General features: G+C 68.4%; 11 protein-coding genes. 5 read left to right on the top strand and 6 right to left on the bottom strand.

Annotation, left to right across the window (positions count from 1 at the left end):
* Positions 1 to 100 precede the first annotated feature (100 nt).
* On the bottom strand, positions 101 to 3697 hold the full coding sequence (locus ASC59_RS13765) for a proline dehydrogenase family protein (RefSeq protein ID WP_055824197.1): 3597 nt from the start codon (positions 3695 to 3697) through the stop codon (positions 101 to 103).
* 136 nt (positions 3698 to 3833) lie between these two features.
* Between ASC59_RS13765 and ASC59_RS13760 the strand changes: the two genes are divergently transcribed.
* Positions 3834 to 4760 (top strand): LysR family transcriptional regulator, encoded by a 927-nt coding sequence (locus tag ASC59_RS13760; protein ID WP_055824196.1) that lies wholly within the window; start codon positions 3834 to 3836, stop codon positions 4758 to 4760.
* Positions 4761 to 4969: 209 nt separating this feature from the next.
* Here ASC59_RS13760 and ASC59_RS13755 read toward each other — a convergent pair whose 3' ends face one another.
* Positions 4970 to 7684 carry an OmpL47-type beta-barrel domain-containing protein gene (locus ASC59_RS13755; protein ID WP_200942405.1) on the bottom strand — a complete coding sequence of 905 codons (2715 nt, stop codon included), beginning with the start codon at positions 7682 to 7684 and terminating at the stop codon, positions 4970 to 4972.
* Positions 7685 to 7937: 253 nt separating this feature from the next.
* On the opposite strand from ASC59_RS13755, the gene ASC59_RS13750 reads away from it, so the two are divergent.
* Both ASC59_RS13750 and ASC59_RS13745 read left to right on the top strand, forming a co-directional pair.
* Positions 7938 to 9536 (top strand): phytoene desaturase family protein, encoded by a 1599-nt coding sequence (locus tag ASC59_RS13750; RefSeq protein ID WP_055824195.1) that lies wholly within the window; start codon positions 7938 to 7940, stop codon positions 9534 to 9536.
* A gap of 375 nt (positions 9537 to 9911) precedes the next feature.
* Positions 9912 to 10712, top strand: coding sequence for an alpha/beta hydrolase (locus ASC59_RS13745; RefSeq protein ID WP_082513691.1), 801 nt, complete (start codon positions 9912 to 9914; stop codon positions 10710 to 10712).
* Between the two features lie 143 nt (positions 10713 to 10855).
* On the opposite strand, the gene ASC59_RS13740 is transcribed toward ASC59_RS13745, so the two are convergent.
* The gene (locus tag ASC59_RS13740) at positions 10856 to 11239 is read right to left on the bottom strand and encodes a hypothetical protein (protein WP_055824194.1); all 384 of its coding nucleotides are present in this window, start codon (positions 11237 to 11239) and stop codon (positions 10856 to 10858) included.
* A gap of 146 nt (positions 11240 to 11385) precedes the next feature.
* On the opposite strand from ASC59_RS13740, the gene ASC59_RS13735 reads away from it, so the two are divergent.
* Complete coding sequence (locus ASC59_RS13735) at positions 11386 to 11886, top strand: SRPBCC domain-containing protein (protein ID WP_055824193.1); 501 nt, start codon at positions 11386 to 11388, stop codon at positions 11884 to 11886.
* Between the two features lie 35 nt (positions 11887 to 11921).
* Complete coding sequence (locus ASC59_RS13730; protein ID WP_055824192.1) at positions 11922 to 13019, top strand: AI-2E family transporter; 1098 nt, start codon at positions 11922 to 11924, stop codon at positions 13017 to 13019.
* Positions 13020 to 13043: 24 nt separating this feature from the next.
* On the opposite strand, the gene ASC59_RS13725 is transcribed toward ASC59_RS13730, so the two are convergent.
* From ASC59_RS13725 to prpB, 3 genes are all read right to left on the bottom strand, one after another.
* Positions 13044 to 13613 carry an acyl-CoA thioesterase gene (locus ASC59_RS13725; protein ID WP_055824188.1) on the bottom strand — a complete coding sequence of 190 codons (570 nt, stop codon included), beginning with the start codon at positions 13611 to 13613 and terminating at the stop codon, positions 13044 to 13046.
* Positions 13614 to 13732: 119 nt separating this feature from the next.
* Positions 13733 to 14854 carry a bifunctional 2-methylcitrate synthase/citrate synthase gene (locus tag ASC59_RS13720; RefSeq protein ID WP_055824183.1) on the bottom strand — a complete coding sequence of 374 codons (1122 nt, stop codon included), beginning with the start codon at positions 14852 to 14854 and terminating at the stop codon, positions 13733 to 13735.
* A 75-nt stretch (positions 14855 to 14929) separates the two neighbouring features.
* Positions 14930 to 15829 carry a methylisocitrate lyase gene (gene prpB / locus ASC59_RS13715; protein WP_055824180.1) on the bottom strand — a complete coding sequence of 300 codons (900 nt, stop codon included), beginning with the start codon at positions 15827 to 15829 and terminating at the stop codon, positions 14930 to 14932.
* Positions 15830 to 15929 lie beyond the last annotated feature (100 nt).

Raw genomic sequence — 15929 nt, 5'->3', positions numbered from 1 at the left:
CGGACGGAGTCCGCGGCCGAAGCGCACCAACGACGAACCGCTCACTGCGGAGCGCTTCGGGCGATCGCTTCGCTCGGCCCTCAGCGAGCGGGTACAGCTCCTAGATCACACCGTCCGACAGCGTGCTCGGGTTTCCGAACCGGTGGGCCGTGATCGAGATGGCCTGCTCGTGCAGGAACGGAAGCAGCTCCACCCGCCCCGACTGGGTCACCTCGTGCGCGTACACCGCGACGTCAGGGGTGCCGTCGAGCGCACCGGCGACGGCTGTCGCGAGCGCATCCCGAGAGCCGGCGGCGACGACTCGCACGCGCTTCGGTCCGTCGTCGTCGAGCACGGCCGACGACGCGAGTCCGGCGAGCCAGGCGGCATCCGTCTCCACGGTCACAGGCACGTCGCGGAGGTCGAGGAGCCCCTGCACCGCCGGTGGCAGCGCCGTCGGGAGCGACACCGTGTACTCCGACTTCGACAGCGTCGCCGCGATGACGACCCGCAGCGCGTCGACGAGCGAGGCGTCCTCCGCCGCCCGCACTGCGACCGGCACCGGAAGGTAGCGGAAGACATTGCGCTCCAGCACGAGCTGCGACACGTCGCGCGTGACGCCGTACTCCTCGCGCCAGGCGATGGCGTCGGAGAGCGCTGCCCGACGCAGCTGGTCGAACTCTTCGTAGCCGAGCGATGCCTGCGACGCCTCGATGATGTCGGTCACGCGGTCCTCGAGGCCGCGCAGGTGCAGCGTCTTCGACCTGTTGCCGGCATCCGTCTTCCAGGTGCCGAGTCCGAACAGGTAGTTGGGCCCACCGGCCTTGGTCCCGGCTCCGACCGACGAGCGCTTCCAGCCGCCGAAGGGCTGGCGCTGCACGATCGCGCCGGTGGTCCCGCGGTTGATGTAGAGGTTTCCGGCCTCGACGGTGTCGATCCAGAGGGCGAGCTCATCGCTGTCGAGCGAGTGCAGCCCTGCCGTGAGGCCGTAGTCGACGGCGTTCTGGAAGCGGATGGCCTCCTCGAGGTTGCGCGCGTGCATGACGCCGAGCACCGGTCCGAAGAACTCGGTGAGGTGGAAGTAGGAGCCGGGAGCGACGCCCGTGCGGATGCCGGGAGACCACAGCCGGCCGGTCTCGTCGAGCTGCTTCGGCTCGACCAACCACTCCTCGCCGATGCCCAGCTCGGTGAGGGCGTTGAGCAGCTTGCCGCTCGCCGGTTCGATGATCGGACCCATCTGGGTCGATGGATCGTCGGGGTAGCCGACCCGCATCGACGTCGCGGCGTCGACGAGCTGGTTGCGGAAGCGCTCGGACCTGGCCACGGAGCCGACGAGGATGACGAGCGAGGCCGCCGAGCACTTCTGGCCGGCATGCCCGAATGCGCTCTTGATCACATCGGATGCGGCGAGGTCGAGGTCGGCCGACGGCGTGACGATCACGGCGTTCTTGCCGCTCGTCTCGGCCAGCAGGGGCAGATCGGGGCGGAACGACCTGAACAGCTTGGCCGTCTCGTAGGCGCCGGTGAGGATGACCCTGTCGACCGACGGATGCGCAATCAGCTGCTGCCCGAAGTCCTGTTCGGCGAGGTCGACGAGCGCGAGAACGTCGCGCGGAACGCCGGCCTCCCACAACGCCTCCACCATGACGGCTCCGGTGCGCTGCGCCTGCTTCGCCGGCTTGATGATCACGCCGGAGCCCGCAGCGAGGGCGGCGAGCACACCGCCGGCAGGGATGGCGACCGGGAAGTTCCACGGCGGCGTCACCACGGTGAGCTGCGCTGGCACGAAGAGCGCGCCCTGCACCCTGTCGAGCTCGATGGCACGCTCGGCGTAGTAGTGCGCGAAGTCGATGGCCTCGCTGATCTCGGGGTCGGCCTCCGCGATGGTCTTGCCGGTCTCGGATGCGGCGACCTCGATGAGGCGATCCCGGTTGGCGGCGAGCGCGACCCCGGCGCGGTGCAGGATCGCGGCGCGCTCCGCCCCTGTGCGCTGACCCCACGCCCGGCCCGCGGCGGAGACCGAGTCGATGAGGGCGTCGAGAGTGTCGGCATCGCTCACCTGCGATGCCGCGATCGTCTCGGATCCGAGGGTCGACGCGGCCACGCGGCCGAGGATGCGGCGTCCCCACGCCCGGTTGGCGGGAAGCGCGGGGTCGGTGTCCGGTTCGTTCGAGAAGCTTCCCGACGCACCCGGGTGCGCGGCCGGGCCGCCGCCGCGCGATCCCCGGGTGATTCCGAGAAGGGCGCCGGTGAGGGTCGGATCGGTCTGCTCGGCTGCCGAGGTCACGACAGGCTCGGCGGGCAGTGGCGGAAGCACCGGAGCCTGCGACCTGTCCTGCGTGCGGTTCGGGCCGGGGACGGTGTCGTCGAGGTCGGCCAGCGACGCGAGGAAGCGGTCGGTCTCACGCTGGAGCAGGGCGTCGGAGGTGGTGAGCTCGAACACCGCCGACATGAAGTTCTCGGTGCTCGCGTTCTCCTCGAGGCGACGGATGAGGTACGCGATGGCCACGTCGAACTCGGCCGGGTTCACCACGGGCGTGTAGAGCAGCAGTTGCCCGACATCGCGGCGCACCGCCTCGGCCTGGTTCGTGGCCATGCCCAGGAGCATCTCGAAGTCCACGGCCGAACTGACACCGCGTCGCTGGGCGAGCAGGTGGGCGTAGGCGACGTCGAAGAGGTTGTGACCTGCGACGCCGATCTTGACGGCGTCGGTGTTCTCGGGAGTGAAGGCCCAGTTGAGCACGCGCTTGTAGTTGGTGTCGCTGTGCTGCTTGGTGTCGTAGGTGGCGAGCGGCCAGTCGTGGATGGCCGCATCGACGTGCTCCATGGCGAGGTTCGCGCCCTTCACGATGCGCACCTTGATGGGGGCTCCACCCTCGGCCCGGCGGCGCTGGGCCCAGCTCGTCAGCCCCTGCAGGGCACCCAGGGCGTCGGGCAGGTAGGCCTGCAGCACGATGCCGGCCTCGAGCTGGCGCAACTGCGGCTGGTCGAGGATGCGCTCGAACACCGCGATGGTGAGATCGAGGTCGCGGTACTCCTCCATGTCGAGGTTGATGAACTTGGTGGTCTTCGCTGAGGCCGCCAGCTCGTACAGGGGCGTGAGGCGCTCGACCACGCGCTCGACGGCCTCGTCGAACGACCACATGGAGAGCTGGCTCACCACGCTCGACACCTTGATCGACACGTAGTCGACGTCGTCGCGGGCGAGGAGTTCCCGCGTTCCCGCCAGGCGTCGGTCGGCCTCGCGGTCGCCGAGAACGGCCTCGCCGAGCAGGTTGAGGTTCAACCTGTTGCCGGTGGAGCGGAGGTGCTCGATCGCAGGCCCCAGCTTGTCCGGCGTCGCGTCGATGACGAGGTGTCCGACCATCTGGCGCAGCACGCGTCGCGCTGCGGGGATGACCACCCACGGCACGACAGGTCCGAGCGCGCCGCCCAGGCCGATCGCGCCGCGCATGTACGACGGCAGGAAGGCCGGCGCCTTCGGGGCGACCTTCGCGAGGTTGTGGCCGGCGACCATGAGGTCTTCCGGGCGCATGACGCCGTCGACGAAGCCGACCGTGAAGTCCAGCCCGTTGGGATCTTTGAGCACGCCGGCCAGACGTTCTCCGGACGGATCGGCTGGGATCTCCGCGCTCTGAGCGAGCCAGCGGCGCACCAGCGCGATGGACTCGGTCGCGAGGTCGGCCTGGGACTCGACGGGCGTGCTCGACATGGTCATGACATTAGTTCTTTCTCGCGGGAGCACCCACCGGGAGAGGCTCTCTCAGCACAGTGTCGGGCATCCGTTCATTCGGGTAAAGCGAAGCTTTCCCACCAGTATCCGTTAGTTTGGCTGATGAATCGGGAGGTGACGGATGCTGGACGTCAGACGCCTGCGCCTGCTGCGCGAGGTGAAGCTGCGCGGGACCCTCGCTGCTGTCGCCGAGGCTCTGGCGTACTCGCCGTCGTCGGTGTCGCAGCAGTTGTCCCTGCTCGAGGCCGAGGCCGGAGTGCCACTGCTCGAGAAGGCCGGCCGCCGGGTGATCCTCACTCCGCAGGCGGAGCTTCTCGTCGCACGCGCCGAGCAGGTGCTCGACATCCTCGAGCGTGCCGAGGACGAAGTGGCGTCGTCGCTCGGTGAGGTGCGCGGTACGGTGCGGCTGGCCGTCTTCCAGTCGGCGGCGCACGCGATCCTGCCGGCAGCACTGACCATCCTGCGTGAGGCCTACCCGCAGCTGCGCGTCGAGGTGACCGAGCGTGAGCCCGATGCCGGCCTGTTCGAGGTGTCGGCCCGCGACTTCGACCTCGTGATCGCCGAGCAGTACCCGGGCCACACTCGAGCGCACCGGTCCGACCTCGACCGGGTGGTGCTGGGCGGGGACGCGATCCGTCTGGGGGTGGGCGGTGCGACCGCCGCAGCGCTGCCCGATGCTTCTGCACAGCATCACGCGCTTCGGCAGATCACCGAGGGGCGGGCGTGGGTGATGGAGCCCGTCGGCACGGCCTCGAGGGAGTGGGCGATGCAACTCTGTCGCGCCGCCGGCTTCGAGCCGGACGTGCGCTTCGAGACGGCCGACCTCATGGCCCACATCAGGCTGATCCGCTCGGGAAACGCCGTCGGACTCCTGCCCGATCTCGTGTGGGCGGGAGAGGCGCCGAGTGTGCGGCTGGTCGACCTGCCTGCAGACCCCCACCGCACCATCTTCACGGCAGCGCGGCGTTCGAGCGCCGACCGTGAGGCCGTGGCGGTATGCCGCGCGGCGCTGGCCCAGGCCGTGGCGCTGGTGACGCCCGCGCGTTGAGGGTGATCTCGATACGCGTCCGACTTCGTCGGGCGCTACTCGATCAGCGGTGAATGAGCCGCTCGCTGCGCGTGATCTCAGCGGTGAATAAGCCGCTGGTCGAGTAGCGAGCGAGCGGAGCGAGCACGCGTATCGAGACCGCCCCCCACCCGCACAGCGCCGCCCACCGGACCCGAACCCCGGTGGGCGGCGCTGCGCGAGCTGCCGGCCTAGCGGCGGCCGCAGTTCAGGGCTGCAAAGCCCGGCGTGTATGTCGAGTACGAGCCGACGCCGTTCACGAAGGTGTAGCCGGCGACGGTCGCCGTGCCCTTCGGCACCGACTTGGCGCCCGTCGGGAACAGCTTGTACACGGCCTTGCCGAAGCCGACCTTGGTGAACTTCGCGTCAGCCCACTGCGTAGTCAGGCGGATGTCGGCCTTGGCCTTGCCGATGTTCAGGGCGTAGACCGCCACCGACACCTTGCCGTTGATGCACAGCGAGGCTGCGGCGACGGCGAGCGGCACCTTGCCCGCGACCTTCGCGGGAACAGACAGCGAGCCGTCGGTCGACCTGTTGCCCGCTGCATCCGTCGCCCGATACCCGAAGGTCGTGGCGGCGTCTCCCACGGCGACCGGCGCCGTGTAGGCCAGCCAGGCGCCACCGCCCAGGCGGTATTCGATGCCCGAGACGCCAGAACCCGAGCCGTCGGTCGCGGTGACGGATGCCTTTCGCGACGTCGCATCGAACGCCACCGTCGCGACCGGAGCAACGCCGTCGACCTTGCCGCTCCACGTGGCGACCGACGAGACGTTGCCCGAGCCATCCGTCGCCCGCGCCTGCACGGAATGCGTGCCGTCGGCGATGGCGATCGGGCCGGTGACGGCCTTCCAGCCGGCGCCGTCGACGTTCGCTTCCAGGTTGAGCGGCGTGTAGTCGTCGCTTCCGGTCACGGTGAGCGAGACCCCGCCGCGGTACCAGCCGTTCGATCCGTCGGGTGCGGCCGGTGCCGCGGCGATCGACACCGTCGGCGCCTGCGTGTCGGCGGGCGGATAGGACAGCAGGCCCGGTGAGGCGAAGCTCCCCACGGCGGGCAGTCCGGCGTCGTTGATGATGTGGTTGATGCCGCCCGAGCCGTTGAGGAACACGCTCACCATGTTGGTGAATGTCACCCCGGCCGATTTCGGCGCCTGGATTCCGCTCTCGACGCGGATGTCGACGTTCTGGTTGAAGAACGAGTAGACGCCGAGACCGGATGCCGAGTGCGAGGTCACGTCCGGTGCCACCTGGTAGGAGGCGTATCCGAGGCGATCGCCGTCGGACCAGGCGGCCTGGCTCGGCGGATCGTACGGGAGCTCGCTCTGGTAGAAGAGCGTCGTTCCGCCGTTGCCGTTCCACACGGTCTGCGCCTTCTGGTAGTGCTCGACGAAGAGGCCGAGGGCCGTGACGTCGTCGCCGTTCACGACGACTCCGTGGTCACCGGTGTTCGAGTCCCAGGCAACGCCGTCGCCGTGATCCGCGCGCCAGGCCCAGATGTGGTCGAGCAGCACGTCGTCGCTGTTCACCTCGATGCTCGTCGTCGCCCGACCGACGTGCGCGCCGCCGACGCGAACGAACACGTCGCTGAGCGTCGTGGGGTTCGCGGGGTCACTGGCGCCGGCTCCGGCTGGTCCGACCTTGACGAGCACCGGCGAGTTGACCTCACCCGCGTCGACCGTGAGGCCGGCCACCTTCACTCCCGGCACGTCGGCGATGTCGATCGCCGCGTTGCCGTTCGTCGGCACCAGGGTCGCGAGGCCAAGGCCGAGCACGACCGTGTCGGCCCGCGTGACCGTGATGGGCTCGCTCAGGGCGTAGACCCCGGGCGTCACGAGCAGGTTCTTGCCCGCGGCGAGCGCGGCGTTGATCTGCGCCGCCGTGTCTCCGGTCTTGGCGATGTAGAAGTCGGCGATGTCGATCGCGTCTCCGGATGCTGCATCCGTCGACCAGTCGATTCCCGAGCTGTTGGTCTTCGCCTTCGGCACGAACACCTTGTACTCGTCGCCGTCGAGGTAGAGGAACGGCGACTCGCGGGTCACCGGAGTCTGGGCGACAGTCGTGTACAGCGGGGTCGCGGCATCCCCCGTTCCGGCGGGAGTCCCGGCATGAGCACCCTCGACACCGACCGAGGTGACGTTCCAGACGCCGCCCTCCCAGGTGCCGACGTTGCTGTCCCGGGTGAACCACTGCTGCTGGGACCCGTTGACCACGGTTCCCGACACGGCGGTGTTGGCCATGTAGCCGCCGCTCGCGTACTCGCCGACCCGGCCGAACAGCGTGAGGGACCCCTCGATGTTCATCCGGCGGAGAGGTGCCGCCTGGGAGACCGCCCACCGCATCTGGTGCGGATCGGTCACCCCGCTCGGGAAGGGTCGTTCGGCATCCACGCCGAGGGGCCTCTGGATCGGGTTGATGCTCATGTTCGAGAGCGATCGCCAGAAGCGCGTGAGGGAACCCGGTGACTGGCAGTCCCAGGGGTTGGGTTCGCAGGCGCGCACCGGTTCGACGTGAAGCGCGCCGTTGATGCGCACGTCCTCCGGCGATGCGCCGAGACCCGAGATCGAGGTGTAGTAGCCCACCTCGGCGTTGACGATTCCTGTCGCCGTGGAGGGGTCGTTCTCCCCTGCGGCACTGCCGTAGGTACCGGGCTTGAAGAAGGCGGCGTGCCGGTTCGTGCTGAACTCGGCCTCGTTCGCGAACGACGCCAGGGTGGCGTTGATCTCGTCGACCGGCGTGCTCGGGTCGAAGATCGTGACGTTCGGACCGAAGTCGGGTGTGCTCGGACCGGCGTAGGCGGGCGTCGCGACGACGGCACCGCTCGCCACCAGCGCGAACACTGTAGCGCCGAGGCCGAGCGCGCGCACACGGCGAGGTGGTGCGCCCTGTGCGGCAGGGGATGGGACTCTCACGGGGACGTTCTCCTTTGAACTGGGCCCATGCGCCGAACGACTCTGGCGACTGCGCTGTGCCGGATCTCGTGGAACGTCATCCACACCCGTACGGGGGATGACGTCGTCAATGTAGCAGAAACACTTACTGACCGGTAAGTAATACTTCTTCATGCAGAGTCTGCTGTCCGGTGCTGCCGGCACGGTCGGGTCCGGGCATCCAGCGCGGAGTCGTCGGAACACAGCCAGTCGACCGGTCGCATAGGGTCGATCCATGAGCTCCGACGCCGCAGCCAGCACTGCCACTGACTCCGCCCCCGCCGCCTCCCACGACGTCGTCATCATCGGAGGCGGCCACAACGGCCTCGTCGCTGCGGCCTACCTCGCCCAGGCAGGACGCAGCGTGCTCGTGCTCGAGCGCGACGACCACGTGGGCGGCGCCGCCATCTCGGCACAGGCGTTCGCCGGGATCGATGCGCGGCTGTCGCGCTACTCCTACCTGGTGAGCCTGCTGCCTGCACGCATCATCGAGGAGCTCGGGCTCGACATCTCCCTGGTGCGCCGCCGCTTCTCGTCCTACACGCCGGACCCGCAGCATCCGGAGCGGGGACTGCTCGTGGACAACGCCGACGCCGAAGCCACCCGTGCCTCGTTCGCAGCCATCGGGGCCGAGCAGGATGCCGCCGCGTGGGACTCGTTCTATGCCGACACGGCGGCGGTGGCACGAGCGCTCTTTCCGACGGTGCTCGAGCCACTCCCCACCCGGTCCGAGGCGCAGCGCCTCGTCGATGACACGGTGTGGAAGCAGGTCTTCGAGCGGCCCCTCGACGAGGCGATCACCGCCAGGTTCGGGAATGACCTGGTGCGCGGAGTCGTCGCGACCGACGGGCTCATCGGCACCTTCACCGCCTTGGACGACCCTGCACTCGACGCCAACCGCTGCTTCCTGTACCACGTGATCGGCAACGGAACCGGCGACTGGGATGTGCCGATCGGCGGCATGGGTGCCGTCAGCGGTGAGCTCGAACGGGCAGCGCGAGCGGCCGGAGCACGAATCGTGACCGGCGCCGACGTGACGGGCGTCACGCCTGAGGGAGTCGTGCGGTACACCCTCGACGGAGGCGAGCACGAAGTACGCGGCGAGAGCCTGCTCGCGAATGTGGCGCCCGTCGTGCTGCAACGCTTGCTCGGCGAGTCGACCGCGGACCTGCCCGCTCCCGAGGGCGCCCAGGTGAAGGTCAATCTCCTCCTCGGTCGACTGCCCCGGCTGCGCGACGCGAGCGTCTCACCCGAGGCCGCGTTCGGCGGCACGTTCCACATCAACGAGTCGTACGCGCAGCTCGGCGCCGCCTTCGAGGCGGCATCCGGCGGGCATATCCCGCATCCGCTGCCTTGCGAGATCTACTGCCACTCCCTGAGCGACCCGTCGATCCTGTCGCCCGAGCTGGCGGCGTCCGGGGCGCACACCCTCACGGTGTTCGGACTGCACGTTCCACACCGGCTCACCACGCCGGAGAACAACGATGAACTGCGTGCGCGGCTGCAGGATGCCGTGCTGGCATCGCTGAACTCGGTGCTGGCCGAGCCGATCGAGAACGTGATCATGACGGATGCCGCCGGCCGGCCGTGCATCGAGACCAAGACCACCCTCGACATCGAGCGGGCCGTGAACATGCCCGGCGGCAACATCTTCCACGGGCCGCTGTCGTGGCCGTTCCTCGAGGACGACGACCCGCGCAGCACCGCGGCCGAGCGGTGGGGTGTGGCCACGGCGCATCCCCGCATCCTCCTGTGCGGATCGGGTGCACGCCGCGGCGGCGCCGTGAGCGGCATCGGCGGGCACAACGCGGCGATGGCGGTGCTGGAGGAGTAGAAGCCCACCGCGGGTCGAGTAGTGCCCGAGCGGAGCGAGGACACGTATCGAGACCACTCCGCCCGACCGTCACGTCTGGAGCGGGGACGATGTGGTCTCGATACGCGTCGGACTTCGTCCGGCGCTACTCGACCAACGGTGGGGGAACGCGTCGGACTTCGTCCGGCGCTACTCGACCAACGGTGGGGGAACGCGTCGGACTTCGTCCGGCGCTACTCGACCAACGGTGGGGGAACGCTTCGACCGCGGCCTTCGTCCGGGCCTCAGCGACCGGCAGCCCCCGATGAGCGGCCAGTCGGGCGCGGCTACTATCAGTAACCAAGGCACTGGCGATGACTTTCACACCCGACATCCTTGCGAGCCGGGAGGCCCACGATGACCGCGACCGAGACTGAAGCATCCGTTCCGCTCAGCCCGAAGGTGCGCGGCGAACGCGGCCGCGGGCTGGGGCACCGCCTGCGGGTGATCGCCGGCTGGATCGTGGGGGTTCTGCTGCTGATCGTGGTGCTCTTCGCGGTCTACACGCAGATCGTCATGCAGGGCGAGCGTCCCGCCGCCATCGACGCGTGGAGCGACGAGGGCGTGAGCATCACCTCGACCGATCACTCCATCGTGATGACACCGACCGGCGAGGCGAGCGGTGATGGCCTCGTGTTCGTCCCGGGCGCCAAGGTCGACCCGTACGCCTACATGAACAAGCTCTCGGGCATCGTGGCCGATGGCACGACCGTCGTGATCACCAAGCCCACGCTCAACCTCGCGTTCTTCGACACCCGCCCGCTGTCGGCCTTCACAGCCGATGCCCCCGATGTCTCGACCTGGTACGTTGGCGGGCACTCCCTCGGAGGAGTCCGGGCCTGCATGCTCGCCGACGACCCCGACGTGAGCGGCATCATCCTGTTCGGCAGCTACTGCGCCAACGACCTGTCGGAGACGTCGCTGGCGGTGTTGAGCCTCGGCGGCCAGAACGACGGGCTCTCCACCCCCGAGAAGATCGCGGATTCCGCCGCGCTGCTTCCGTCGGATGCCACGTTCGTCGAGATCGCGGGCGCCAACCACGCCAGTTTCGGGGACTACGGCGTGCAGCCGGGCGACGGCGAGGCCACCGCGACCTCGGACGAGGTGCGCGAGGAGATCACGGCGCAGGTCGACGCGTTCCTGGGCGAAGTGCGCTGACGCTTCGTCGCTGCATTCTGCGAGCGGCACATCCACGTCCCGGTCGCTGAGGGCCGAGCGAAGCCACCGCCCGACGCGCGTTCGAGCGGCCGCCGTGTGCGCTTCGACCGCGGACTTCGTCCCGGCCTCAGCGACCCGAAGGGCTAGAAGATGAAGAGCTGGCCCAGCACGACCGCGGCGATCACGAGGATCGCGACGGCGGCTGCGACGATTGCGAGAGCGCGGCTCGAGAGGTGCGAGATGCCGAAGCCGACGAGGAACGGCAGCGCGACGAGCAGCAGGGTGATGATCCACCAGAACGCCTGGTAGCCACCCGTCGTCGCATCCGACAGACGCCCGGCGAACAGCTGCTGGGTGTTCGGGTTCGTCGCGAACGCGAGCGACGCCGAGATCGGCACCGCCACGAAGACGAGCACGATGAGTCCCGCGAGCCAGGCGCCCGCGGAGGAACGGTCGCTCGACAAGAACACGCCGCTCCCGGACTGGTGCGAATCGGCCTGGGCCGGGGTCTTTGACTTGCTGCTCATGCCGCCACTCTAGGGCACCACCGCACGCCGCGTGGGGAGTGTGTCGCGCCGCGGCCGGACACCCGAACATGCCCCGTCGCCACTACCCGCCCGGCGGCATCCGGCGTACGCTGACAATCGCAGGCGATGTTGCCACGGAGGTATCCATGTCAGTGCGACCAACAGGGCGTCTCGCCCACCGACCCGACGGCCTCTACCTTCTGATCGACAGGCTGTTCACCGCTCCGATCGAAGACGTCTGGTACAGCCTCACGAACCCGGTCTTCATGCAGAAGTGGATCGGCACCTACACCGGCAACCCGTCGACCGGTGCCGTGCGATTCCTGATGTCGGCCGAGCCCGATGCGGAGTGGGAGTACACCACCATCCGGGAGTGCGACCCTCCCCACCGCTTCCTCGCCGAGGTCGGTACCGGCGATGACATGTGGCACGTCTTCTGCCACCTGCGGGAGGCCGGCGGGCGAACCACGCTCACTCTCGGACAACGCATGCACGCGTCGACGGATGCCGCCACGATGGGGCCGGGCTGGGACTACTACCTCGACCGCCTCATCGCGGCGCGGGAGAACCTCCCCCTCCCCCAGTGGGAGCACTACTACCCGGCGCACTCCGAGTACTACCGCGACCTGGTGGTGCCCTCGGCCTGAGCTGGCGCGGATACCCCTGTCACTATGCTTGCGCCGTGACCAACCTGCAGCAGAGAGCCCGACGTGACAAGACCGTCGCGAGCGCCACGAGCCTGATCGCGAACAAGCCGTTCCAGTGGGCGTTCGTCGCCACTCTCGGCGTGCTGCTGGCGCTCGCCCTCGCGTGGGCGGCATCGAGCATCTCCAGCGTCATCTTCTCGGTCTTCGCCGCCGTCTTCGTCACCCTCGGGCTCGACCCGCTGGTGCGCTGGTTCGAGAAGCACGGGATGCCGCGCGGTGCCGCCATCGTGACCGTCATCATCCTGTTCGTGCTGGTGATCGTCGGGCTGCTCTGGCTCGTGCTCCCGCTGGTGATCGGGCAGGCGGCCCAGTTCGTGCAGGACGCACCGAAGATGCTGGCCGATCTGCAGTCGCAGCAGTGGTTCAAGGACGCCTCGAACGGGTCGGGTGGAGTGCTCAGCACTGTCTACACCTGGCTCACCGGCCTGATCGCCGACCCCAAGTTCTGGACCACGGTGGGTGGCGGTGCGCTGTCGTTCGGCGTCGCTCTGGCGAGCGGGATCTCGAGCGGCATCTTCATCTTCATCCTCACCATCTACTTCACGGCCACCCTCGACGTCTCGAAGCGGGCGGTGTACTCGCTGGTGTCCGCGTCGCATCGCGAGAGCGTCGTCGACTACGCCGAGCGCATCATGCAGAACGTCGGGCGCTACCTGAGCGGCATGGTGGTGCTCGCGTTCATGAACGCTGTCTTCAGCTTGATCATCCTGGTGATCGCACAGGTGCCGTTCGCACTGGTCATCGCCACGGCGGCGTTCTTCATCACGCTCATCCCCCTGATCGGAACCGTGCTCACGACGGCGGTCATGACGGTGCTGGCGCTGTTCGTCTCCCCACTCTCAGCCCTCGTGGTGCTGGTGGCGATGCTGATCTACATGCAGGTGGAGGCCTACATCTTCACCCCCAAGGTCATGAGCAAGGCCGTGCAGGTTCCGGGGTCGATCGTGCTCATCGCGGCCCTCGCCGGTGGAACGCTCGCCGGACTTCCCGGCGCCCTCGTCGCCATTCCCGTGGCCGCCGGCATCCTGCTGATCATCAAGGAGGTCGTGGTGCCGCGGAAGGCCCGCACCTAGCGACTGACTGCCGTTCGACCGCCGTCAGGCGTCGGCCCATTCCGACGGGGCTTCGGCACGGGTGGCCGGCAGCGCCACCCCGGCGCCCCACTCGATCAACCGCTCGGGCACGACCACGCTGTCTGGCACGTGGCCGAGCGCCTCAATGAGCTCCTCCACGGGCACGACGCCACCCGTCCGGCGTAGGAAGCGCCCGCGGATGTAACCCTTCGCGTAGACCTCGGGCTTGCCCGAGGCATCCGGTCGCACGAAACGCTGTTCGACGAAGACGGCCTTGTCATCGAAGCCGAGCACGCGCGACTCGATCGTGAAGCGCTGCCAGAGCGTGAGCGACTTGCGGAAGCTGATGGTCTCGGACACCACGACCGGGTACCAGCCCTTGTCCTGCAGGATCTTCCACGCGCCCGTGCGCTTGAGCATGTCGAAGCGGGCGACGTCCATGATCGACAGGTACACGCCGTTGTTCATGTGCTTCAGGATGTCGAGGTCGGTCGGCAGCGTGATGAAGTTCGTGCGCGCCACGTCGTAGTGCCCGAGGCGCTTGCCGAAGCGCGACAGCCAGAAGTGCAGGAGCGTGCGGAAGAACATGTGCATGCTGCGACGCTAGCGCCGCGACCGCGCTCCGTCACACCGGCTGTCAGGTGCCGACAGTGCGGGGAACGGATGCCGCGGGCCGCGTTGCACGCATCCCACAGGGCGCGGCTCGAACACCCTCAGGCCTCGGGCAGCTCGCGCTGGTCGACTCCGTTGTAGACGGCGAGCGGACGGATGAGCGCGTTCGCCGCGAGCTGCTCCATCACGTGGGCGGTCCAGCCGGTGATGCGACTGGCCACGAACAGCGGCGTGAACGTCTCAGTCTCGAACCCCATGACGTGGTACGTCGGGCCGGCGGGGTAGTCGAGGTTGGGCTTGATGTTCTTCTTCTCGCCCATGCCGGCCTCGAGCTTCTCGTACATCTCGAGAAGGTCGGGTCGGTCGTAGTGCTCGAGCATCGCCACCATCGAGGCGCGCATCGTGGGGACGCGAGAGTCTCCGTTCTTGTAGACACGGTGACCGAAGCCCATGATCTTGGCCTTACGGGCGAGGGCGTCCTCGAGCCAGGCGTCGACGTTGTCGGGGTTTCCGATCTCGCCGAAGGTGCGCATCACGGCCTCGTTGGCACCGCCGTGCAGCGGGCCCTTGAGGGCTCCGATGGCGGCGACCACCGAGGAGTACAGGTCGGAGAGGGTGGACGCGACCACGCGAGCGGTGAACGTGGAGGCGTTGAAGGAGTGCTCGGCGTAGAGCACCATGCTCACTCGGAAGGCTGTCACGACGTCTTCGGGAGCCTCCTCGCCGAAGGTCATCCACAGGAAGTTGCGCGAGTAATCGAGGTCGTCGCGCGGTTCGATGAGCGGGAGGCCCTGGCGGCGGCGCTGGTCGTAGGCGACGATGGCCGGCAGCTGCGCGAACAGCAGCTTGGACTTGCGCAGGTTCTGCTCCGGATCGTTGTCCTCGGCATCCGGGTCGTCCGCCCCGATGACGCTCACGGCCGTGCGGACGACGTCCATCGGATGCGCCGTCACGGGCAGGTCGTCGATGCAGCGACGCACGTTGGCCGCGAGGGCGCGCTCACTGCGCTCGGTCTCGACGAAGGCGTCGAGCTGCTCGGGCGTCGGCAACTCGCCGTACCAGAGCAGCCAGGCGACCTCTTCGAAGGAACGCTGGGCCGCAAGATCCTGCACCGGATAGCCGCGGTAGAGCAGTGTGTTGGTGTCGGGGTTCACCCGCGAGATCGCGGTGTAGTCGACGGGCACGCCCGCCAGTCCCTTGTAGATCTCCGGCGCTTCGCTCATGGCGTCCCCTTCGTCGCTGGCATGGTCTCCCAGACTACTTCCCGCGCGTTCGATTGCTCGAACGGATGCCGAGCCTCAGCGCGCGACGCGGAAATTGAAGATGCTGCTGTCGAAGTGGTTGTAGCCCTCGTAGTCGATGAGCTCGTACAGCTCGGCGCGGTGCTGCATGTCGCCGAGCTTGCCGGTGAGGTTGCCGGCATCCGTCAGCTCATCGAGGCCGGCCATGGTGGCTCCCATCGCGAGGCGCAGCAGCGAGACCGGCCAGATGACGATGTTCATGCCGACGTCGGCGAGCTGCCGGGTCGTGAACAGCTCGCTTTTGCCGAACTCGGTCATGTTGGCGAGCAGCGGCACGTCGACGGCCGCACGCATGGCCTCGAACTCGGAGAGGTCGGCCATCGCCTCGGGGAAGATGGCGTCGGCTCCCGCGTCGACAAGGGCCTTCGCCCGGTCGATCGCGGCCTGGAGTCCATCGACGGCACGGATGTCGGTGCGTGCCATGATGAGGAAGTTCGGGTCTCGACGCGCGTCGACGGCGGCACGGATGCGCTGCAGGGCCGTGTGCTCGTCGACGACCTGCTTGCCGTCGAGGTGACCGCACCTCTTGGGGTTCACCTGGTCTTCGATGTGCATGCCGGAGACTCCGGCATCCTCCATCTCCTGCACCGTGCGCGCCACGTTCATGGGCTCACCGAACCCGGTGTCGGCGTCGACGATGGCGGGAAGCTCCGTCATCCGGGCGATCTGCTTGGAACGTCCAGCCACCTCGGTGAGGGTGGTGAGGCCGATGTCGGGCAGGCCGAGATCGGCTGAGAGCACGGCGCCCGAGATGTAGACGCCCTCGAAGCCCTTCTGCTCGATGAGGCGGGCGCTCAGCGGGTTGAAGGCGCCCGGCAGTCTGAGGAGCTCGCCTGATGCGAGGGCCGATCGGAAATCGGCGCGCTTGTCGGCCGGGGTCTTCTGGGCGTAGAGCATGCCTCCACCCTACTTTCCGCTCGCCGCACACCGAGTCGCCCGAATGTGTCGCGATTCGGCGCCCGGCGCGGCCGCATAGCGACCACTATGGGCGACTCGG

The sequence above is a fragment of the Leifsonia sp. Root1293 genome, assembly GCF_001425325.1.
Classification (GTDB): domain Bacteria; phylum Actinomycetota; class Actinomycetes; order Actinomycetales; family Microbacteriaceae; genus Orlajensenia.
This window is presented reverse-complemented; position numbering and strand designations above follow the sequence as displayed.

Bases quoted from the DNA above. Each gene is read 5' to 3' on its own strand.
- ASC59_RS13760 (WP_055824196.1), top strand. From the start codon at position 3,834: ATGCTGGACGTCAGACGCCTGCGCCTGCTGCGCGAGGTGAAGCTGCGC.
- ASC59_RS13725 (WP_055824188.1), bottom strand. From the start codon at position 13,613: ATGCACATGTTCTTCCGCACGCTCCTGCACTTCTGGCTGTCGCGCTTC.
- ASC59_RS13765 (WP_055824197.1), bottom strand. From the start codon at position 3,697: ATGACCATGTCGAGCACGCCCGTCGAGTCCCAGGCCGACCTCGCGACC.
- ASC59_RS13745 (WP_082513691.1), top strand. From the start codon at position 9,912: ATGACCGCGACCGAGACTGAAGCATCCGTTCCGCTCAGCCCGAAGGTG.
- ASC59_RS13740 (WP_055824194.1), bottom strand. From the start codon at position 11,239: ATGAGCAGCAAGTCAAAGACCCCGGCCCAGGCCGATTCGCACCAGTCC.
- ASC59_RS13750 (WP_055824195.1), top strand. From the start codon at position 7,938: ATGAGCTCCGACGCCGCAGCCAGCACTGCCACTGACTCCGCCCCCGCC.
- ASC59_RS13720 (WP_055824183.1), bottom strand. From the start codon at position 14,854: ATGAGCGAAGCGCCGGAGATCTACAAGGGACTGGCGGGCGTGCCCGTC.
- ASC59_RS13735 (WP_055824193.1), top strand. From the start codon at position 11,386: ATGTCAGTGCGACCAACAGGGCGTCTCGCCCACCGACCCGACGGCCTC.
- prpB (WP_055824180.1), bottom strand. From the start codon at position 15,829: ATGCTCTACGCCCAGAAGACCCCGGCCGACAAGCGCGCCGATTTCCGA.